Here is a 20,447-nt window from a genome sequence, read left to right on the forward strand (position 1 = left end):
GAGGATACACAATGAGTGACATTATGACCCCGATTCCTTTCGGGCAATTGGTAGATTGGATTTTAGAGGAACACAAGAACCACGGCACGGTATTTGGAGAACATCATGCATACCATGCAGATGAAAAGTATAACAGGACGATCTTTGGACGTCCTCTTGAAACACCGGTGGGGCCGGCAGCAGGCCCTCACACACAGTTGGCCCAAAACGTGGTGGCAGCCTACTACACAGGCAGCCGTTTCTTTGAACTGAAGACTGTTCAGGTTATGGACGGTGCCGAACTGGCGGCATGTGTAAACAAACCCTGTATCGCAGCGGTAGACGAGTGTTACAACTGTGAGTGGTCTACGGAGCTTTATGTTCCTCAGGCTATGGAAGAGTATATCAAGGCATGGTTCTTGCTGAAGGTTATTTCAAAGGAATTTGGCCTTGGGAGTATGGATGGGTTTCAGTTCAATATCAGTGTGGGATATGACCTGGAAGGGATTAAGTCTGAGAAGATTGACAATTTCCTCAATACAATGAAGGAAGCAAAAGATTCAGAAATTTTCCGCTCCTGCAGGCAGTATCTGCTGGACAATGTGGACAGGTTACAGAATGTTACGAAGGAGGATATTGAGAATATCCAGTCCGATATCTGCAATTCCGTGACAATTTCTACTCTGCACGGATGTCCTCCCCAGGAGATCGAGAAAATCGCTATGTACCTGATTACAGAAAAAGGGTTCCATACCTTCATTAAATGTAATCCTACATTATTAGGGTATGAATTTGCCAGAAAGACAATGGACGAGATGGGATACGACTATATCGCATTTGGTGATTTCCATTTTAAAGATGACTTACAGTATGAAGATGCAGTGCCGATGCTGACACGTCTCATGAAAGTCTGTGAAGAAAGAAATCTGGAATTTGGTGTTAAAATTACAAATACATTCCCGGTAGACGTAAAGCAGAACGAGCTGCCGAGCGAAGAGATGTATATGTCTGGAAAATCGCTGTATCCGTTGTCTATTTCTCTGGCTGCAAAGCTTGCAAAAGAATTTAATGGAAAACTTCGTATTTCCTATTCAGGCGGTGCGGACTATTTCAATATTAAGGGAATTGTAGATGCAGGGATCTGGCCGGTTACACTGGCAACTACAGTGCTCAAGCCGGGCGGGTATGAAAGAATAATTCAGGTTGCTAAAGAAACAGAGACAGAGAATGCTTCATTTGAAGGTGTCAGCGCAGAGGCCGCTCAGAAACTGGCCGAAGATGCAAAGGTTAATCCTTACCATGTAAAAGCAATTAAGCCTCTTCCGACCCGTAAGGTAGACAGAAAATTGCCGCTGTTAGATTGCTTTATTGCTCCCTGTAAGGATGGATGTCCAATCAACCAGGATATTCCGGAATATTTGAGACTTACAAGCGAAGGCAGGTACGAAGAGGCCATGGAGGTGATTACAGATAAAAACCCATTGCCGTTTATTACAGGAACAATCTGTGCTCACAATTGTATGACAAAATGTACCCGCAATTTCTACGAGGACCCGGTACACATCAGGAACGTGAAACTGGTAGCGGCAGAAAACGGCTATGATGCATGGATTAAGAAAGTCACCCCGTATCCAATCACAAAAGAAGGGAAGGCAGCAGTTGTGGGCGGCGGTCCGGCCGGCATGGCGGCGGCATATTTCCTGAGAAGAGCAGGAATGAAAGTCACTCTGTTTGAGCAGCATGACTCTTTGGGCGGTGTACCCCGCCATGTTATCTCTGGATTTAGGATGACAAAGGAAGCCATCGACAAAGATGCGGCAATTATAGATGCTGTGGGCGTGGATGTGCAGTACAACACAAGGATAGAAAGCGTAAAGGAACTACAGGACAAAGGCTATACTTCCGTAATCCTTGCAATCGGCGCATCTAAACCGGGTACATTGAAGCTGGAGGAAGGCGAGACCGTAAATGCGATTGACTTCCTTACAAAATTTAAAGAGACAGATGGAAACTTTGATGCGGGAAAACATGTGGTTGTCATCGGCGGCGGAAATACTGCAATGGATGCTGCAAGAGCAGCAAAGATGACAAAAGGTGTGGAGACTTCTTCTCTTGTGTACAGGAGAACAAAACGCTTTATGCCTGCCGACGAGGAAGAATTGATTATGGCTCTTGAAGATGGAGTAGAGTTTAAAGAGCTGCTCTCACCGGTCAAACTGGTAAACGGGGTTCTCACATGCAAGGTTATGAAGCTTGGGGATTATGATGCCTCCGGAAGAAGAGGTGTGGTCGAGACGGATGAAACCCGGGAAGTACCGGCAGATACAGTTGTCGTTGCAGTGGGCGAGAAAGTGGAGACAGAATTCTACCAGGCAAATGGGATCCACGTAAATGAGCGCGGAAAAGCTCTTGTAAATGAAGAGACAAATGAGACAAATGTAGACGGTGTCTATGTTGCAGGCGACGGTCTCAGCGGTCCGGCCACCATTGTGGAAGGTATCCGCGACGGAAAGAGGGCGGCAGAAGCCATTATCGGAAAAGTTCTCTCCAAAAACCAGCATATTCAGGCACCGGAGGAACAGGTTTACGCAAAGGAAGGCATCCTGAAAGTTACTCAGACAGGAAAAGAAGAAGGAGAGCGCTGTATTTCTTGCTCCAGTATCTGTGAAAACTGTGTCGAGGTATGTCCAAACCGTGCAAATGTTTCCATCCAGGTTCCGGGAATGCTCCAGCATCAGATTATCCACATAGATTACATGTGCAATGAGTGTGGTAATTGTGAAAGCTTCTGTCCATATCTGAGCGCTCCGTATAAAGATAAGTTTACCCTTTTTGCAAAAGCAAAAGATATGGAAGACAGCACAAATGAAGGATTTGCAGTACTGGATGCAGATAAGCTTATATGCCAGGTAAGATACCTGGGAGATATCTTTACATGGACAAAGGGAGAGGAGACAAAACTTCCTGCCGGGCTCCAGCAGCTTATGGAAACTGTAATCCAGGATTATTCATTTTATTTAATGTAAGAGCCAATGATAAAATCATATCTGGAAGGCGTTTTGAAAGACCAGTCCTCTCTGCTTTGTGCACTGGGGCTGGAAGCTATAAAAAATCCTGTCGTTTCCGTAGTGGGGGCAGGAGGAAAAACAACAACAATCAAAAGAGCGGCGGAAGAGTACAGACGAAAAGGGATTCCTGTCATTGTTACAACAACGACGCACATGATGGCAGAGAATCAGCCCTGGTTTTTGCTGACTTCCTCTCTGGATGAAGTGAGGGAGATACTGAAGCGGGAAGGCATGGTCTGGGTTGGCCGTCAAAATGAGTCCGGAAAGATGCGGGCGCCTTCTTCGGAGCTGATGCATCAGCTCCTGAACTTAGGCTGCCCGGTTCTGATAGAGGCGGACGGCGCCCGGCACCTTCCGCTGAAAATCCCGGCGGATCACGAACCGGTAATACTTTCGGAGACGACACATGTAGTCAATGTATATGGATTGGATGCTTTAGGGAAAACTTTTGAAGAAATATGTTTTCGATCAGACATTGCTACACGCCTGCTCAGAAAAAAGGAGACCGACCTGGTTACAGAAGAGGATATTGTTAGATTGGCATTTAACAACCTGGCGGGACAAAAAGGAGTTACAGCCTCTATGTCATACCAGGTTGTTTTAAATAAGGCAGACATTCCTGAAAGAGAAGCAGCAGCTCTCGCTATCTGCAAATTTTCTGAGAAAAAAGGCAAAATGAAGCTGACGGTGACATCGAGAGAAGGACAGACACAAAAATGAGAATATTAATCAGAGGGGCCGGGGATCTAGCAACCGGCATAGCCTCGCGCCTCTATCATGGCGGGCATCAAATTATAATGACAGAGATAGCAGTTCCCCTGACTGTGCGCAGAATGGTTGCATTTTCCAGAGCAGTCTATGAGGGGCGGGCAGAAGTGGAGGATATGACGGGAATCCTTGTGCATTCTATGGAAGAAGCTAATGCAGTCATACAAGATGGAGATATTCCAATTATTGTAGATGAAAAAGCAGAAATTGTACAGAAATACAAACCGGATGTTATTGTGGATGCTATTCTTGCCAAGAAAAATCTGGGAACCAGAATGACAGATGCTCCTTTTGTCATAGGAGTGGGGCCTGGATTTACTGCGGGCCTGGACTGCCATTGTGTGGTGGAAACAAAAAGGGGACATACACTGGGCATGGTGTTGTATGACGGCAGTGCTATTCCAAATACAGGCGTTCCGGGAAATATAGGAGGTTTTACAACAGAGCGCCTTATCCGGGCCGGGGGAAACGGACTTATAGAGCCTGTGGCCTCCATCGGTGATATGGTAGAAAAGGGGCAGGTTGTGGCTGTAACTGGGGGGCAGAAAGTATATGCCCAGATGAGCGGTATTGTCCGGGGGATGCTGCAGCCCGGTGTACAGGTGTGGAAGAACCTCAAGATCGGGGATATTGATGCCCGCTGTGAAAAGTTTCACTGTTTTACAATTTCTGATAAGGCACGGTCCATTGGCGGCGGAGTTCTGGAAGCAGTGACAGGCTTTGAAAATATCCGAAACAAATATGCAATCGTAGTATTGGCTGCAGGAAGAAGCCTGCGTTTTGGAGGAGAAAATAAACTTCTAACCACAGTTTCAGGGAAGCCATTGTATGAGCATACATTAGCCCGCCTGGAAGGATTTTGGGACTTTTCTAGATTCGTAGTAACGGGATACCATGAAATCGAAAAAAGAGCGGAAGAGCTGGGAATGCACTCAGTGATAAACCTGGAGCCGGAACTTGGAATTTCTCATTCCATTCAGATGGGACTGAAAGCCTGCCTAGAAGAAAATCCGGATATACAGGGAGTTTTGTTTTCCGTATGTGATCAGCCAAAGCTGCATCCGGCTACAATACAAAGACTTCTGAATACGGCCGGTCTGCACAAAGGGCAGATTATCTGCACAGCAAATCAGGGAAGGCCGGGGAATCCCGTTCTGTGGGACAGGAAGTTTTTCCCAAAACTAATGAGCCTTTCCGGTGATAACGGGGGAAAACAAATTATGGCTGAGATCCCTGAAAAAATCCGATACGTAGAAGCTCATGCAAAAGAACTTCATGACATTGATTATAAAAGTGATATTTCTGATTTAGATTACAGAGAGTAGAATCTGCTTAAGAAAGAGAGGTAGCAAATGTTTACAGTTCATGTAAATGGAATGGACTATCAGGCCGAGCAGGATAACAAGCTCATGCGTTTCCTGCGGGATGACCTTCGCCTTACATCCGTAAAAGACGGCTGCAGCCAGGGAGCCTGCGGTACGTGTACAGTCCTTGTGGATGGAAAGACAACCAGGGCCTGTATTCCCATGATTTCTAAACTGGAGGGGAAGTCAATTGTAACAGTGGAAGGATTAAGCGATAGAGAAAAGGAAGTTTACTCCTATGCTTTCGGCAAGGCAGGAGCTGTGCAGTGTGGATTTTGCATCCCGGGCATGGTAATGTGTGCAAAAGGTCTGATTGATGTAAATCCTGATCCCACACGGTTGGAGGTAATTGCCGCAATTCGTAATAACATATGCCGCTGTACAGGGTATAAGAAGATTATTGATGGTATCCTTTTGAGTGCTAAAATTATGCGGGAAAACCTTTCTGTCGAAGAAGATGAAGGTGTTGTTGCGGTAGGTGATACGATTTTAAGGATTGATGCCAAAGAGAAAGTACTGGGCACAGGTGAATATCCCGATGACATCTATCTGGATGATATGATACATGCGAGTGCAGTCCGCTCAGAATATCCCAGGGCAAAAGTGCTGGCAATCCATTCGGGGGAGGCAAAGGCTCTGGACGGTGTGATTGGTGTTTTTACAGCGGAGGATATTCCGGGTAGTGTAAAGGTAGGCCATCTGAAGCATGACTGGGACACTATGATCGCGGTGGGGAAAACGACACGTTATCTGGGAGATGCAGTCTGCCTGGTTGCCGCCGAGACACCGGAGATTCTGGAGAAGGCAAAGAGCCTGATAAAAGTGGATTATGAAGTGCTTGAACCTGTACTGGATCCATTTGAGGCCATGAAAGAAGGGGCTCCCTTAGTACATTCTACCGGAAATGTCCTGGCACATGAGCATCTGGTCCGGGGCGATGCAGACGAAGTGATAGAAAAGTCTAAATATAAAGTAACGAAACACTATGAAACACCCTGGACAGAACATGCATTTCTGGAGCCGGAGTGTGCGGTGGCGATGCCCTTTGATGACGGTGTGTTCATATATTCCACAGACCAGGGTACATATGACATACAGCATGAATGTTCTCTTATGCTGGGACTTCCGCCGGAAAAGGTTATTGTGGAAAATAAACTGGTAGGCGGTGGATTCGGAGGAAAAGAGGATGCCAGTGTGCAGCATCTTGCAGCTTTGGTTGCGTACCTTACGAAAAGAATTGTAAAAGTAAAATTCTCCAGGCAGGAGAGTATTACAGTCCATCCAAAACGTCATCCTATGTGGATGGATATTACAACGGCCTGTGATGAAAATGGATATTTGACAGCCATGAAAGCCGTTGTTGTTTCTGATACAGGTGCCTATGCTTCTCTTGGCGGCCCTGTTTTGCAGAGAGCCTGCACCCATGCTGCCGGACCTTATAATTTCCAGATCATTGATATCGACGGGAAAGCAGTGTATACCAATAATCCCCCGGCAGGGGCCTACAGAGGCTTCGGTGTGACCCAAACCTGTTTCGGATCCGAGCGCAATCTGGATCTGCTGGCCCAGATGGTGGGAATTTCCCCCTGGGAAATCCGCCACCGCAATGCAGTCCGTCCCGGACAGGTACTCCCCAACGGACAGATTGCCGATGCTTCTACAGGATTTGTGGAGACGCTGGAAGCCGTGAAAGACATCTATGACAGTGAGCCTTATGTTGGCATTGGATGCGCCATGAAAAATGCCGGTGTAGGTGTGGGAATTCCTGACTGGGGACGCTGCCGCCTGCTTATTCATGATGGACAAATCCAGATCCATGCCGGCGCATCCTGTATCGGACAGGGATTGGGGACGGTTCTTACCCAGGTAGTTTCGGAGACAGTGGATATTTCGATTGACAAGATTAGATACTGCCGTCCGAATACTGCAAAAGCACCGGATGCAGGAACCACCTCTGGTTCACGCCAGACTCTGATAACCGGCGAGGCGGCAAAACGTGCGTCAGAATTGCTGAGAGCGGAGCTTAAGAGCCATACACTGGAAGATCTGGAAGGAAAAGACTTCTATGGCGAATACCTTGCAAAGACAGATAAAATGGGTGCCGATGTACCCAACCCAGTGTCTCATGTGGCATATGGATACGCAACTCAGATCTGTATCTTGAATGAGGATGGAACCATAAAGAAAATGGTTGCGGCACACGATGTAGGAAAGGCAGTTAACCCAATCAGTGTAGAAGGCCAGATTGAAGGCGGCGTTGTTATGAGTCTTGGATATGCTCTTACAGAAAAATATGAGATTAAAGACGGATACCCGGTATCCAGGTTTGGCACCTTAGGCTTGTTCCGGGCAGATAAGGTTCCGGAGTTAGATCCCATTATTATAGAAAAACCAGGCGTAGAGGTAGGTTACGGAGCGATAGGAATCGGAGAAATCACATCTATTCCAACAGCACCGGCCGTTGCAGGGGCGTACTACAAATTGAATGGAGAATTTCAGACAATACTTCCCTTGACAGGAACCCCCTATAGTAGGAAAAAATAGTTAAATTTTCATTCGGAAAATGTATTTGGCAGCATATGCATACGAAAGCAAGCTTTCTCCTGCCTATGCTGCTGAAAATTTGCATGGCTGAACAGTTACCGGAAAATTAACTTTTTTTATTACTTTCGAGTTGTGCCGGAAAACAACTTGAGGTATAATAAATTCATTAAACAAAAAGGAGAAGAAGTGATGAGAAAATTGCAAAAGGCAGGAAGTGTATTATTAACAGTGGTTTTGGCAGGCTCACTTGTTATAGGTTGTGGAGCGAAAAAGGATGACAGCAAAGCGGATGACACAAAAGCAACGAAAACTGAGGAGACAACAGAGTCTGCAAAAGAGGAGGAGCCGGTAACTTTGATGGTTGCAGCGGCAGCAAGTCTGCAGTATTCTTATGAGGACAAGCTGATCCCGATGTTCGAAAAGGAGAATCCGAATATCACAGTGACGGGAACCTATGACAGCTCCGGAAAACTGCAGACACAGATTGAAGAAGGTATTGAAGCAGATGTATTTATGTCAGCAGCAACAAAGCAGATGAATACTCTGGTTGATGAAAGTCTAGTGGACAAGGATACCGTCGTAGATCTTCTGGAAAACAAAATTGTGTTGATTACTGCAGCTGATTCCACATTAGATTTGAAAGAATTTACTGATATTACAAAAGCACAGACCGTTGCACTTGGTGATCCTGAGAGTGTGCCTGTAGGACAGTATTCAAAAGAAGCCCTGACAAACCTGGGACTTTGGGATGAAGTGTCTGCAAAGGCAAGTCTGGGAACAAACGTAACTGAAGTATTGAATCAGGTGGCTGAAGGAAGTGCAGATGCAGGAATCGTATATGCTACAGATGCGGCAACTACAGATAAAGTAAAAGTAATAGCAGAGGCGCCGGCGGACAGCCTTGCAGAACCTGCAATTTACCCGGTAGGCGTAGTGACAGCATCTAAGAATAAAGAAGCAGCACAGAAATTCGTAGATTTCCTTGGAACCGGTGAAGCAATTGCTGTGTTTGAAGATTATGGATTCATCCAGAATAAATAAGGCTATAATTCTGAGCCAAGCTTGAAAACCTGCGGTTTCCCCGTTGTTTGGTTCATGCCAAATGAATAGATTAAAAATGGGAGGATAAGATGGATTTTTCACCGATACTTATATCAATGAAGACAGCCTCGGCTGCGATTGTTTTTACGTTTTTTGTGGGGATAGCTTTTGCCTACTGGGTGGTAAATATGAAACATGAAAAAGTAAAGATGGTTTGCGATGGACTTCTTACCCTTCCTCTTGTCCTTCCGCCTACGGTTGCAGGATTTTTCCTGCTTTACGTATTTGGAGTGAAGCGTCCGATTGGAAAGTTCTTTCTGGACTTTTTTGGTGTGAAGATTGCATTTTCATGGTCTGCCACGGTATTGGCAGCTATCATAATGTCCTTGCCCATGATGTACCGTTCTGCAAGAGGAGCTTTTGAGCAGGTTGACCCGAACCTGCTCTATGCAGGAAGAACGCTGGGAATGTCCGAATGGAGTATATTTTGGAGAATATTATTTCCCAATGCTCTTTCGGGGATTCTCTCCGGAGGAATTCTTGCCTTTGCAAGGGGACTTGGAGAATTTGGCGCCACAGCTATGATTGCAGGAAATATAGCAGGAAGGACGCAGACACTTCCCCTTGCCGTTTACTCTAAGGTAGCAGCCGGAGACATGCAGGGAGCATATCAGTATGTACTGATTTTAGTTGTGCTCTCTTTTTTGGTGGTGACTGGTATGAACTATGTTACTTATATATACCAAAGGTATAATCGGAGGTAGTCAGGTGAAAAAGTTACAGGTAGATTTCAGAAAAAGGCTGAAGAATTTTGATTTACAGATGAACTTTGCCATGGAGGAAGGCCGGCTTGGCATATTGGGGGCTTCCGGATGCGGAAAAAGCATGACGCTGAAGACAATCGCAGGGATTGTCACCCCGGACACAGGAAGGATTGAGACAGGAAAAACTGTGTTTTATGACAGCGCCGAAAAAGTCAACCTGACACCCCAGAAAAGAAAAGTAGGTTATCTGTTTCAGAATTATGCATTGTTCCCTAATATGACAGTAGCGGATAATATCGCTGCAGGAATCCGCCATGCCAAAAGGAAGGATAAGCGGCACAGGACGGAAAAACAAAATGTCCGGGAACAGGTGAAGAATCTCATAGAACAATTCCAGCTGCAGGGATTGGAAAATCAATATCCGGTAAAGCTTTCCGGCGGTCAGCAGCAGAGAACGGCACTGGCACGCATACTGGTGTCCCGGCCGGACATTCTACTTTTGGATGAGCCATTTTCGGCGATGGACAGTTATCTGAGGGAGGAGCTTCAGATAGAGCTGGATAACAGACTGAAGACATTTTCCGGGTGCAGTGTCATTGTCAGTCACGACAGAGATGAAATCTATAAATTATGTTCACACACCATGATTATGGGGGAGGGTTCAAACATCATTTTTGAGGAGACAAAAAAGCTTTTTAACCAGCCCCGGTATATGCAGGCAGCAAGACTGACAGGCTGTAAAAATATTTCCAAAGCAGAGCGTGTAGGACCCCGGACGATCCGGGCAACTGACTGGGGAGTAGAATTTTGCATTGACAGAGAGATACCCAAACAGTTATCCTATATAGGAATAAGAGCCCACGATTTCATTCCCGCAGATGTGAACGATCAGCGCCGTGAAAATGTTATTCCGGTATTCCCCTGCGGTATAACAAAGGCACCCTTTGAATGGACGCTGCTGTTTCAAAACAAAGAAAATCCGAAAGGAAATATGTGGATGAAGCAGGAGAGGGGAAAAGAGCAGATACCGGAGAAAGTGTGGGTGGATCAAAGCAAGATTCTGCTGTTGGAGTGACGGGTAAAGATATAGGCGGGATCTGTAGAACACATGTAAAGAAGGTGCGTTTATGTTTCATCCGTATGTGCAGCTAAAGATATATAATGAAGAGTTGGTATGTGGCCCCGGCCTGGTAACTCTGCTGGAGTTTTTGCGGGGGACAGATTCTATGAAAGAGGCCTGTGCAGAGATGGGAATGTCCTACAGCAAGGGCTGGAAGATTGTAAATAGAGCAGAGAGGGAACTGGGGTATGATTTGCTTGTCCGGCAGCATGGAGGCAGCCAGGGCGGTAAATGCGGGTTGACAGGCAAAGGAGAGTCCTTGATAACCAGGTTCCGCCAGATGGAGCAGAAGGTCAATGAGCAGACGAAAGCTGCATTTGAAGAATATTTTCCTGAATATTCATCACAGCCGGATCCACACAAGCGGATATAAAATATAATCAACTTCATGTTGAAAGTTTACCCATATCTTTTAATTGGTAGATTTTTAAAAGCAATTACGTTATAATAAAATATGCTTTTGAAAAATACTGAGAAAAGGAGGTTGATGCTATGTGGACAAGAGTTGAATTGAAAATAAGAGGAAAGCAGGCATTTCAAAGAAATTACTGGTCCTCAGTCGCAGTCGCTCTGGTGATGGCTATTGTAACCGGGGCGTTTAGTGCATCACGTTCGAATAGTTCTAATAGGAGTTCGGGCTATGAGGGATACCAGGGCGCCGGCGGCTGGGCTTGGTCAATAGGGATTTTATTGAGTATTCTTGTAGTGTATGCTCTTGCAATGGTAATTGTGGTCTTTCTTGATATTTTTATCGGGAATGCGCTGATGGTAGGTGGATATAGGTTTTTCGTGCTGAACCAGACAGAGGCACCGACAGCAGGTACTCTGGGGTATGTTTTTAAGTCGGGTAATTTTGGAAATGTAATTCTAATTATGTTCCTGAAAGATTTATTCACATTTTTGTGGTCTCTGCTATTTGTTATACCCGGGATTGTCAAGCATTACGAATATCTGATGATACCATATATATTGGCAGAGAATCCAGGAATGAGAAGAGAAGAGGCCTTTGCGATAAGTAAGAAAATGATGATGGGGCAGAAATGGGACGTCTTTGTACTAGATTTGTCTTTCATCGGATGGCGCATATTGGAAGGAATCACTTTCGGGATTGTCGGAGTTTTCTATGTAGAACCTTATATACAGGCTACCATTGCTGAGTTATACTCGGTAAACAGGGCAACAGCATATCAGAACGGCTATATTCGATAGAATGTGTATAGTAAATGAGCCGCTGCATAAACTGTGCAGCGGCTCATTTAGAAAAAGAAAAAATCTATTTACAGTTATTTTAATATCATTTTATTTAGGCGAAGTCCAATGACCGCGGATGCGCCACCGCAAGTGCGGCCATTGTCTTCTGTTCTTCATGAATACATCATAACAAACAATTGTGAATGTATTGTGTCAATATTTGGAATTCTTTATTAAAATTCTTAAAGGAAAATGAAGCGGTGTTTTTAGTGCTTTTTGTACACAAGGTGCATTTTGCTTTTTGCACTGTCCTGCCACTTGGGCTTATTTTCTTCATACATCTTATGAAGCCATTCTATTGCAGAATCCATCCCCTCATCCGACATTGGAAATACAGAAGATTCTTTATTGCAGTCGGGGGTGTTTTCGAAAGACCACGGTTCAGGATAGATTGTCACTGTGAATGTCTCTTTGCTTTCATCCATTTTAAAATAGTATCGCATACCGCCATGACAGCCGGAGAACGGTTCCTTTTTCAATCCTCCTATGGGGATTAGCTTTTTATCTATCATGATATAGCAACCCCTGTCTGGGCTATATGATTTTTAATGGCTTCAAAACTTTCTTTACTAAGGATATGTTCCATCCTGCAGGCGTCGGCAACCGCAGTATCTTTATCTACTCCAAGTGTCACCAGCCATTTACTGATCAGTTCATGGCGTTCATAAATCATTTCTGCAATCTCTCTTCCCGTATTCGTGAGGGTGATAAATCCTTCCTTTGATACGACAATATGATTTTTCTCCCGGAGATTTTTCATTGCTACGCTGACACTAGATTTTTTGAACCCCATCTCCTCAGCAATATCTATGGAGCGCACAGTGGGGTGCAGTTTGCCCAGAACTAAAATAGTTTCCAGATAATTTTCAGCAGATTCAGTTGTTTTCATAGGTACTCACCTCAATTTTTAAAATATATAAATATCTGATAGGCTTATCGTACCATATTTGCAATGATTGGGCAAATATATTGTGGCAGTATGATGGCTCAAATTATGTAACAGTTCAGCCATCAGCTCGATTCCACCCCAAGGGTACCGTCCTTGTTAAACAACCACACTACGGTTGCTAACCAAGGACATGTGCTGCGCTTCATCTCGCTGTGGCAGAGCGCCATATGAATTTTCGGCAGCATATGCATACGAAAGCAAGCTTTCTCCTGCCTACGCTGTCGAAAATTCGCATGGCTGAACTGTTACCAAATTATAAATTTTTTCTAAAAGAGCACTTGACAATCCCGGGATGTTAGCATATACTAACTATTAGATAAACAAATGAAAACAATTATCAACTAATCGGAAGAAAGAAGATGAGACGTGATGCCGTTAACAATGGTGAGAGAAGGAGAGCCGAACAAAATCCACAGGGTCACAGGAAAAGAAAAAATCAAAAGATTCCTGGAAAATCTGGGTTTTGTTGAAGGGGCAGTTGTCACAGTCGTTTCTGTAACGGGCGGCAATATGATTGTCAATGTAAAAGAATCCAGGGTTGCCATTGGAAAAGACATGGCAAATAAAATCATGGTTGTCTAGGGAGGAAGAAGCGATGAAGACATTAAAAGACATTCCGTGCGGAGAGACGGTTAAGGTAACGAAGCTGTCCGGAGCAGGGCCGATAAAGAGGCGTATCATGGATATGGGAATCACAAAGGGAGTAGACATTTTTGTGAGAAAGGTAGCACCCCTGGGAGATCCTGTCGAGATCACGGTCAGAGGATACGAATTATCTGTAAGAAAAGCAGATGCAGAAATGATTCAGGTTGAATAGACCGGAGCAGATATTTCTGCATCAAATTTTTGCACAGGAGTTAGAGTAAGCTAATCGAAATATTAAGAGTATACAATAAGCATACTCTATTTAAATATTAAGATGTAGGGGTCAAAAGGTATTTTGCCCCCTGATACCTACGGATTGCTCCGCACTTTGTGCTCCCGCAATCCTAAAAACATTCGAAATCCGCCCTACTCGGGCTACTTTCTCATGTTTTATGGGTCCCAAGGCCATGCTTTTTCATGCAAGCATGAAACACATGACCTTTTGACCCTGGTATCATATTAACGGTTCAAATAAATGTGAATTGTTTTAGGAGGAAAAGGAAAATGGCTATTAAAATTGCGTTGGCAGGAAATCCGAACAGTGGAAAGACCACATTGTTCAATGCGCTGACCGGCTCCAATCAGTTTGTTGGTAACTGGCCCGGGGTTACGGTAGAAAAGAAAGAAGGGAAGTTAAAGGGAAATAAGAATGTTGTTATCACAGACCTTCCCGGAATCTATTCGCTCTCACCGTATACACTGGAGGAAGTGGTTGCAAGAAATTATCTGATTAATGAAAGACCCGATGCCATACTGAACATTGTAGACGGTACAAATCTGGAGAGGAATCTTTATCTGTCCACGCAGTTGATGGAGTTGGGAATTCCGGTCATCATGGCAGTTAATATGATGGACGTAGTGGATAAGAATGGTGACAGGATATACACTGACAAGCTTTCAAAGAAGCTAGGTTGTGAAGTAGTAGAAATTTCAGCTCTGAAGGGGACCGGGATTCAGAAAGCTGCCGAAAAAGCAGTTGCTGTTGCAAACAGTAAGAACGTAACTGTACCGGTACATACTTTTGCTCCGGAAGTAGAGAGTGTACTGGATGCTGTGGAAGCGAAGCTGGGTAGTAATATTGATGATAATCAGAAACGTTTCTTTGCCATTAAGCTTCTGGAAAAAGATGATAAGATTTCCACACAGATGAAGTCTGTTCCGGATGTAACAAAGGAAATTGACGAAATCGAAACTAAAATGGATGATGATACAGAAAGTATTATCACAAATGAAAGATATGTTTATATTTCGTCCATTATAGATGAGTGTTCTACCAAGAACAGTAAAGGAAAGCTGACGATTTCTGATAAGATTGACCGTATCGTCACAAACCGTTTTCTAGCCCTTCCGATTTTTGCACTTGTTATGTTTATTGTATACTATGTCTCAGTTACGACAGTAGGAACCTGGGTGACAGATTGGACCAATGATGGCCTGTTTGGTGAAAGCTGGCGCTTTTTCGGAACTGATGTACCCGGAATCCCCATGCTTATAGGAAATCTATTGGATGCAATAGGCGTTGCGCCCTGGCTTGAAGGACTGATTCTGGATGGTATCGTAGCCGGTGTGGGAGCTGTGTTGGGCTTCGTACCGCAGATGCTGGTACTGTTTATTTTCCTTGGATTCCTTGAGGGATGCGGGTATATGGCAAGGGTTGCATTTATCATGGACAGAATTTTCCGCAAATTTGGTCTTTCAGGAAAATCCTTTATCCCTATGCTGATAGGAAGCGGATGTGGTGTCCCCGGAATTATGGCGTCACGTACAATCGAGAATGAACGTGACAGAAGAATGACAATTATGACTACCACATTTATCCCCTGTGGAGCGAAACTCCCAATCATTGGCCTAATTGCAGGTGCGTTGTTTAACGGTGCACCGTGGGTGGCACCAAGTGCCTATTTTGTAGGAATTGCAGCAATCATCTGCTCCGGAATTATTTTGAAGAAGACAAAACTGTTTGCAGGGGATCCGGCACCCTTCGTTATGGAACTTCCGGCATACCATTTGCCGACAGTGGGGAATGTACTTCGCAGTATGTGGGAGCGCGGCTGGTCCTTTATTAAAAAGGCAGGAACAATTATCCTCCTTTCTACAATCTTTGTTTGGTTTACCTCTTACTTTGGGTGGATAGATGGAAAGTTCAGAATGCTGGATGTGCTGGAATTAGACCATAGTATACTTGCAAAGATAGGCAATGTATTTGCATGGGTATTCACACCACTTGGCTGGGGAGACTGGAGATCAGCAGTTGCAGCCATCACTGGTTTGGTAGCAAAGGAAAATGTAGTCGGAACTTTCGGTATTCTGTATGGCTTTGCGGAAGTAGGGGAGGAAGGAAACGAAATCTGGGGTTCTCTTGCAGGAAGCATGACACAGATTGCAGCATACTCGTTCCTGGTATTTAATCTTCTGTGTGCACCTTGCTTCGCGGCAATGGGAGCTATTAAGAGAGAGATGAACAGTACAAAGTGGTTCTGGACTGCAGTGGGTTATCAGACAATACTGGCATATGTGGTTTCACTGTGCGTATACCAGGTCGGCACATTTATAACAACAGGAAAATTCGGCGCAGGAATGGTAGCAGCAATCATACTGATTATCGGATTTATCTACCTGTTAGTCAGACCTTATAAAGAAAGCACCACTTTCAATGTGAAATTGAAGGGTGCGTCTCAGTCAAAGTAGTGGCCGTTACTTAGAGTAAGCCTGAGATAAAAATAGTTTCGTTGCGGAAGGAGGCAGTTTTTATGGGAACAGTTATAGTAGGAGCAGTTCTGTTAGGAGTAGTCGCAATAATTATTCGTAAGCTGGTGCGTGACAAAAAGAGTGGAAAATCTCTTCAGTGCGGTGTAGATTGCAGAAATTGCGGAGGACACTGTGAGCGATAAAAAGCATATTGTTTAAAACAGTGAGGAGGCTCCTATGAGTGTAGTAATAGTTGGAGGACATGACCGTATGGTATGTCAATATAAAAAGCTATGTAAGCAATACAAGTGCAAAGCTAAAGTGTTTACCCAGATGTCCGCGAATTTAAGCAAGCAGATTGGAAGCCCGGATGTGATTGTATTGTTCACAAACACAGTTTCACATAAAATGGTGAGATGCGCAGTGGAGGAGGCCGGGCGCTGCAACGCAGAGATTATCAGATCTCACACAAGCAGCCAGAATGCACTGGAAGAAATACTGTGCAGCGTTTGCTCGGGATGTAGGGGCTGTAAGGGCTGTGAAAAGGCTAAGGTGAGAGCATAGAGCACTATAAGAGGAACCGTCTGCACGAAGCTTGATTATATCCATACAGACGGTTTCCTTTTTATTCCCGCGGGCAACTGCCGCGAGGGTCTTTGACTTTATATAAGTTGTATATAGAGTGCCGCAATTTCCTGAGGTGTGCCGTTATTTTTCAGGGCGGCATGTATGATTCTGGCACTCTGCCCTGGCTGAGGAGAGTGGATGTCCGCAGGAACTCCGGTCTGGTCTCTTATAAAAGTTTTATCAGATATGGTAAACTTTATGCGGTTGCCGGTATCATCAGCGCTCCCGGTGTAAAGGCAATTATTATCAATATCTACTTCAATAATCTGATCCATAGTAAATCCAAGTGTAGCCTGATGATCTGTCTTTATTACTATTAAAAAGGCACTTGATTGAGGTGGGTTGCTCCTGGTTAAAACGGGGGAGTATATCGCATCAACATACATGCCTTTACGGATAGCAGAAAAGTCTGTGGGAAAACCGGAATAATCCAGAATCACTGTGTTTTTATTTATATTCAATCTTAAAAGCTCGATAAATTGCATCATGTTTGTTCCGGGGCTTATATAGGAAATTAGCAGGTAGCTGCCTTCTCCTATAGCATTAAAGGTAAATTCCACAAGGGCATTTTCTACAACCATGATGTTGCCGTGCTGAGTAGTTGTACCTCTATAATCATTGTTCATATCTTTCCAATACCTAACTTCGTCTTTTGTATTCATTATATGAAAAAAGCATCACTTTGGTTTATTCCCGCTTGCTATGGAATCTTTGACTTTGCTGCCTTCTGAGCAAATTCAGTGGTTATTAAATCTTCGTAAGGTGCACGGGAATCTAATTCTCCCGCACTCTCAAGGATATCCTGGAGCAGGTCAAAGCTGCTTTCTTCAAATATTAGATTTTCTTTCCAGGTGTCCTGATCATAATAACGGGTTACAATTTTCGTAATAGTATCAAGGTCCGTCTCAGGAAATTGTGGCTCAATGGTCTTTGCAATTTCTTCCGGCGTATGAGACTGTACATAATCCATACCTTTTTGCAGTGCATTTACAAAACTCTGAACGGTATCGGGATTTTTTTCAATGAAGCTCTGCTTTGCACTGTAGGCGGTGTATGGCACATAGCCGCTGTCTTCTCCGAGAGAAGCAACAACATAGCCCTTGCCCGCAGATTCCAGGGAGGTGGCACCAGGCTCAAATTCGATTGTGAAATCGCCCTTTCCTTCTGAAAAGGCGGCGGCAGTTGAGCCAAAATCAATACTTTGATTAATTTCCAAATCTGCAGCAGGATCAATGTCGTTCTGTTTCAGTATATATTCAAATACCATTTCGGGCATTCCGCCCTTTCTTCCACCAAGAACCGTACTGTTTTTAATATCATCCCAGGAGAAGTCTGGCATTTCTTCTCTGGCAACCAAAAAGTTTCCTGCCCGCTGTGTAAGCTGTGCAAAGTTAACAACATAGTCATTTGCACCTTCATTATAAGTATAAATAGATGCCTCAGAGCCCATAAATCCAATGTCTGCATCACCTGAGATAACTGCAGTCATAGTCTTATCAGCTCCGAAACCGCAGATTAAAGTGAGGTTAATGCCTTCCTCATCGAAATAGCCCTCTTCAATAGCCACATACATTGGTGCATAAAAAATGGAATGTGCTACCTCGTTTAAGGTAATATCCACCATTTCCGTCTTAGTATCTTCTTCCTTTGATTTTGATGTGGTATTTCCGGATGTCTCCTTCTTATCTTCCTGTGAAGCGCAGGCAGACAGCGTTATAACCATGACAACTGAAAGCAGCGCCGCAAGTAGCCGCTTTTTCATAAGATTCCTCCCATAAGCTGTTTATCTCTTAATAATATATGAAAAACTTATAAATTGGTTCATCTTGTGTGCGCTGTATTTTGTAATGACAGTAAAAGCCCCGGACTTCAGACATCCGGGGCTCTTGCGGCAAAGAATTTAATTGATGTCCCGTCAGCTTGCTGCGGGGTCTTTGACTTTAGCTGGTTTATGATATATGAAAGCTCCTGCCGCCATAACAACTGCAAACACGATCAGAAAAGCGATGACAGCAGTTCCGTGTGCGAAGCAGGCAGCAATCACCATAAATACACAGCTTGCCAGAGATATGCAGGGCATAATTATGCGGTTGAAAAAGTTGAGCTCTTTTTCTTTTTTCATAAACATAATAAAAATGGGAATATATAAAGCGTAAACTGTGACGATGGGCAATTCGGAAGAATCAAAACTGAAAAAACCGAACCATGTGTCGGTCAAATTTGCACCGTAAAAATAAAACAGCCAGACTGCACAGAGAAGTACACCCATGATAGCGGAGTTTACAGGCATATTGGTGGTGGAATCTATATGGCTTAGAATCTTGGGGCTTGGCCCCTGCCCTCTTGCCGCGATGGAGTAGATTCCCCGTGTACAGCCCATCATCAATCCATTTAAAGTCCCCAAGCATGAGATAACGACAAACACAAACAGCAGCGTTCCGCCAAGGTCGGAGAAAACAGTCTGAAATGCCAGCTTGGCTCCTGTTTCACCGTTGGCCATCATTACTTTATTTTCAACGGTTCCGGCTATACCAATATAATATAGAATATAAACGGTCATGATAATAAAAGTACCTGTGATTAAAGCAAGAGGAAGATTCTTTTTTGCGTTTTTTAATTCTGCGTTGATACTGGTTGCAATAATCCAGCCTTCATATGCAAAACTCGCTGCAACAACTGCTGTAAACAATCCGTTAGAAGAACTCTGAGAGACATAATGAGTAAAATTATACTTTGTCATTCCACTATGAATTCCAATGGCCGTGCCAACTATTGCCATTAAAAAAAGTGGAATCAGCTTAATAATTGTGGTACTTACCTGGAACTTCCCAGCCAAAATGGGAGACAGGGCATTTATTGCAAAACTTGCAACCAGGTAAAGGCAGGAAATCGTCATACATTCTCCCCCGGCAATTGGAAAGCCAAGAAGTACACAGGTGTAACGTGCGGAAGCCCATGCCAGCACGGATGTAATTGCTGGATAATAAATAATTGACATGAACCAGCCGATATAATAGGCATATTTTTTCCCGACAGTAGCTTCTGCATAGTCTACCAGGCCATTTACATATTGATATTTGGTTGCCATAACAGCAAAGGTATATGCACAGGAAATCATAATAATGCCGCCAATCAGCCATGCAATAATTCCCTGCTTTAAATTTCCGCCCGTCGCGGTTAAAATTTTTTCTGCTTTAAAAAACACACCACTGCCTACGACGATGCCTATAACCATCGCAACAGCTGTGAAAAAACCATATTTTTTTTCTAGTTTTGGCTCCATAAATTAAATCCTCCAATTCCTTAGTAAAATCCCTCATATTTTAAAATGATAGAAATAATGTTAATTTTACCATAGGTTAAGACAAATTTCATCAAGTTTTTGTCTTTTTATAAATACAAAAAGTAACAGTTCAGCCATCAGCTCGATTCCACCCCAAGGGTACCGTCCTTGCTAAACAACCACACTACGGTTGCTAACCAAGGACATGTGCTGCGCTTCATCTCGCTGTGGCAGAGCGCCATATGAATTTTCGGCAGCATATGCATACGAAAGCAAGCTTTCTCCTGCCTACGCTGTCGAAAATTCGCATGGCTGAACTGTTACTACAAAAGTGAGAGTCCGGAATAGTATACTTA

The 20,447-nt window shown here is 44.1% G+C and carries 19 protein-coding genes; 14 read left to right on the forward strand and 5 right to left on the reverse strand.

Translation table 11 applies throughout. The features are described from left to right. Window positions 1-11 precede the first annotated feature (11 nt). The 9 genes from ygfK to EDD59_RS05815 all read left to right on the forward strand — a co-directional run bounded on the left by ygfK (window position 12) and on the right by EDD59_RS05815 (window position 11,857). Window positions 12-3,005 (forward strand): putative selenate reductase subunit YgfK, encoded by a 2,994-nt coding sequence (ygfK, locus tag EDD59_RS05775; protein ID WP_132379847.1) that lies wholly within the window; start codon window positions 12-14, stop codon window positions 3,003-3,005. Between the two features lie 6 nt (window positions 3,006-3,011). Next, window positions 3,012-3,767 carry a selenium cofactor biosynthesis protein YqeC gene (yqeC, locus tag EDD59_RS05780; protein ID WP_132379849.1) on the forward strand — a complete coding sequence of 252 codons (756 nt, stop codon included), beginning with the start codon at window positions 3,012-3,014 and terminating at the stop codon, window positions 3,765-3,767. Further along, a complete protein-coding gene (yqeB, locus tag EDD59_RS05785; RefSeq protein WP_132379851.1) occupies window positions 3,764-5,140 on the forward strand; it encodes a selenium-dependent molybdenum cofactor biosynthesis protein YqeB in 1,377 nt (458 codons plus the stop codon). The genes yqeC and yqeB overlap by 4 nt, the downstream gene beginning before the upstream one ends. A 27-nt stretch (window positions 5,141-5,167) precedes the next feature. After that, window positions 5,168-7,723: a selenium-dependent xanthine dehydrogenase gene (xdh, locus tag EDD59_RS05790; RefSeq protein ID WP_132379853.1), complete on the forward strand. Its 2,556-nt coding sequence runs from the start codon at window positions 5,168-5,170 to the stop codon at window positions 7,721-7,723. 189 nt (window positions 7,724-7,912) lie between these two features. Next, complete coding sequence (modA, locus tag EDD59_RS05795; protein WP_132379855.1) at window positions 7,913-8,764, forward strand: molybdate ABC transporter substrate-binding protein; 852 nt, start codon at window positions 7,913-7,915, stop codon at window positions 8,762-8,764. A gap of 89 nt (window positions 8,765-8,853) precedes the next feature. After that, window positions 8,854-9,528, forward strand: coding sequence for a molybdate ABC transporter permease subunit (modB, locus tag EDD59_RS05800; protein WP_132379857.1), 675 nt, complete (start codon window positions 8,854-8,856; stop codon window positions 9,526-9,528). Further along, window positions 9,491-10,603, forward strand: coding sequence for a sulfate/molybdate ABC transporter ATP-binding protein (locus EDD59_RS05805; RefSeq protein ID WP_207670378.1), 1,113 nt, complete (start codon window positions 9,491-9,493; stop codon window positions 10,601-10,603). Before modB ends, EDD59_RS05805 begins: the two co-directional genes overlap by 38 nt. A 52-nt stretch (window positions 10,604-10,655) precedes the next feature. Further along, complete coding sequence (locus EDD59_RS05810) at window positions 10,656-11,021, forward strand: winged helix-turn-helix domain-containing protein (protein ID WP_132379861.1); 366 nt, start codon at window positions 10,656-10,658, stop codon at window positions 11,019-11,021. 119 nt (window positions 11,022-11,140) lie between these two features. Next, on the forward strand, window positions 11,141-11,857 hold the full coding sequence (locus EDD59_RS05815; protein WP_132379863.1) for a DUF975 family protein: 717 nt from the start codon (window positions 11,141-11,143) through the stop codon (window positions 11,855-11,857). A gap of 248 nt (window positions 11,858-12,105) precedes the next feature. Here EDD59_RS05815 and EDD59_RS05820 read toward each other — a convergent pair whose 3' ends face one another. Beyond that, entirely contained in the window at window positions 12,106-12,411 is a 306-nt protein-coding gene (locus EDD59_RS05820; protein WP_132379865.1) for a hypothetical protein, read from the reverse strand. Continuing rightward, window positions 12,408-12,788: a metal-dependent transcriptional regulator gene (locus EDD59_RS05825; RefSeq protein WP_132379867.1), complete on the reverse strand. Its 381-nt coding sequence runs from the start codon at window positions 12,786-12,788 to the stop codon at window positions 12,408-12,410. Before EDD59_RS05825 ends, EDD59_RS05820 begins: the two co-directional genes overlap by 4 nt. Window positions 12,789-13,217: 429 nt before the next feature. Here EDD59_RS05825 and EDD59_RS05830 point away from each other — a divergent pair, with 429 nt between their 5' ends. The 5 genes from EDD59_RS05830 (at window position 13,218) to EDD59_RS05850 (ending at window position 16,745) form a co-directional block, all read left to right on the forward strand. Beyond that, window positions 13,218-13,430, forward strand: coding sequence for a FeoA family protein (locus EDD59_RS05830; RefSeq protein ID WP_333791715.1), 213 nt, complete (start codon window positions 13,218-13,220; stop codon window positions 13,428-13,430). Between the two features lie 13 nt (window positions 13,431-13,443). Beyond that, entirely contained in the window at window positions 13,444-13,665 is a 222-nt protein-coding gene (locus EDD59_RS05835; RefSeq protein ID WP_132379871.1) for a FeoA family protein, read from the forward strand. A gap of 332 nt (window positions 13,666-13,997) precedes the next feature. Next, on the forward strand, window positions 13,998-16,181 hold the full coding sequence (gene feoB, locus EDD59_RS05840) for a ferrous iron transport protein B (RefSeq protein WP_132379873.1): 2,184 nt from the start codon (window positions 13,998-14,000) through the stop codon (window positions 16,179-16,181). A 62-nt stretch (window positions 16,182-16,243) separates the two neighbouring features. Next, window positions 16,244-16,384: a FeoB-associated Cys-rich membrane protein gene (locus EDD59_RS05845; RefSeq protein ID WP_132379875.1), complete on the forward strand. Its 141-nt coding sequence runs from the start codon at window positions 16,244-16,246 to the stop codon at window positions 16,382-16,384. A gap of 34 nt (window positions 16,385-16,418) precedes the next feature. After that, window positions 16,419-16,745, forward strand: a complete 327-nt coding sequence (locus tag EDD59_RS05850; RefSeq protein WP_132379877.1) for a DUF2325 domain-containing protein — start codon at window positions 16,419-16,421, stop codon at window positions 16,743-16,745. Between the two features lie 98 nt (window positions 16,746-16,843). On the opposite strand, the gene EDD59_RS05855 is transcribed toward EDD59_RS05850, so the two are convergent. The 3 genes from EDD59_RS05855 to EDD59_RS05865 all read right to left on the reverse strand — a co-directional run bounded on the left by EDD59_RS05855 (window position 16,844) and on the right by EDD59_RS05865 (window position 20,091). Further along, window positions 16,844-17,434 carry a hypothetical protein gene (locus EDD59_RS05855; RefSeq protein WP_165920876.1) on the reverse strand — a complete coding sequence of 197 codons (591 nt, stop codon included), beginning with the start codon at window positions 17,432-17,434 and terminating at the stop codon, window positions 16,844-16,846. Between the two features lie 74 nt (window positions 17,435-17,508). Further along, window positions 17,509-18,570 (reverse strand): ABC transporter substrate-binding protein, encoded by a 1,062-nt coding sequence (locus EDD59_RS05860; protein WP_132379881.1) that lies wholly within the window; start codon window positions 18,568-18,570, stop codon window positions 17,509-17,511. Between the two features lie 153 nt (window positions 18,571-18,723). Continuing rightward, on the reverse strand, window positions 18,724-20,091 hold the full coding sequence (locus EDD59_RS05865; protein ID WP_132379883.1) for an APC family permease: 1,368 nt from the start codon (window positions 20,089-20,091) through the stop codon (window positions 18,724-18,726). Window positions 20,092-20,447: the final 356 nt, after the last annotated feature.

It is taken from the genome of Muricomes intestini (assembly GCF_004346165.1).
Classification (GTDB): Bacteria; Bacillota; Clostridia; order Lachnospirales; family Lachnospiraceae; genus Muricomes; species Muricomes intestini.

Excerpts from the sequence above, each read along its gene's own strand:
- ygfK (WP_132379847.1), top strand. The coding sequence starts at position 12 with ATGAGTGACATTATGACCCCGATTCCTTTCGGGCAATTGGTAGATTGG.
- yqeC (WP_132379849.1), top strand. The coding sequence starts at position 3,012 with ATGATAAAATCATATCTGGAAGGCGTTTTGAAAGACCAGTCCTCTCTG.
- yqeB (WP_132379851.1), top strand. The coding sequence starts at position 3,764 with ATGAGAATATTAATCAGAGGGGCCGGGGATCTAGCAACCGGCATAGCC.
- xdh (WP_132379853.1), top strand. The coding sequence starts at position 5,168 with ATGTTTACAGTTCATGTAAATGGAATGGACTATCAGGCCGAGCAGGAT.
- modA (WP_132379855.1), top strand. The coding sequence starts at position 7,913 with ATGAGAAAATTGCAAAAGGCAGGAAGTGTATTATTAACAGTGGTTTTG.
- modB (WP_132379857.1), top strand. The coding sequence starts at position 8,854 with ATGGATTTTTCACCGATACTTATATCAATGAAGACAGCCTCGGCTGCG.
- EDD59_RS05805 (WP_207670378.1), top strand. The coding sequence starts at position 9,491 with ATGTTACTTATATATACCAAAGGTATAATCGGAGGTAGTCAGGTGAAA.
- EDD59_RS05810 (WP_132379861.1), top strand. The coding sequence starts at position 10,656 with ATGTTTCATCCGTATGTGCAGCTAAAGATATATAATGAAGAGTTGGTA.
- EDD59_RS05815 (WP_132379863.1), top strand. The coding sequence starts at position 11,141 with ATGTGGACAAGAGTTGAATTGAAAATAAGAGGAAAGCAGGCATTTCAA.
- EDD59_RS05820 (WP_132379865.1), bottom strand. The coding sequence starts at position 12,411 with ATGATAGATAAAAAGCTAATCCCCATAGGAGGATTGAAAAAGGAACCG.
- EDD59_RS05825 (WP_132379867.1), bottom strand. The coding sequence starts at position 12,788 with ATGAAAACAACTGAATCTGCTGAAAATTATCTGGAAACTATTTTAGTT.
- EDD59_RS05830 (WP_333791715.1), top strand. The coding sequence starts at position 13,218 with ATGCCGTTAACAATGGTGAGAGAAGGAGAGCCGAACAAAATCCACAGG.
- EDD59_RS05835 (WP_132379871.1), top strand. The coding sequence starts at position 13,444 with ATGAAGACATTAAAAGACATTCCGTGCGGAGAGACGGTTAAGGTAACG.
- feoB (WP_132379873.1), top strand. The coding sequence starts at position 13,998 with ATGGCTATTAAAATTGCGTTGGCAGGAAATCCGAACAGTGGAAAGACC.
- EDD59_RS05845 (WP_132379875.1), top strand. The coding sequence starts at position 16,244 with ATGGGAACAGTTATAGTAGGAGCAGTTCTGTTAGGAGTAGTCGCAATA.
- EDD59_RS05850 (WP_132379877.1), top strand. The coding sequence starts at position 16,419 with ATGAGTGTAGTAATAGTTGGAGGACATGACCGTATGGTATGTCAATAT.
- EDD59_RS05855 (WP_165920876.1), bottom strand. The coding sequence starts at position 17,434 with ATGAACAATGATTATAGAGGTACAACTACTCAGCACGGCAACATCATG.
- EDD59_RS05860 (WP_132379881.1), bottom strand. The coding sequence starts at position 18,570 with ATGAAAAAGCGGCTACTTGCGGCGCTGCTTTCAGTTGTCATGGTTATA.
- EDD59_RS05865 (WP_132379883.1), bottom strand. The coding sequence starts at position 20,091 with ATGGAGCCAAAACTAGAAAAAAAATATGGTTTTTTCACAGCTGTTGCG.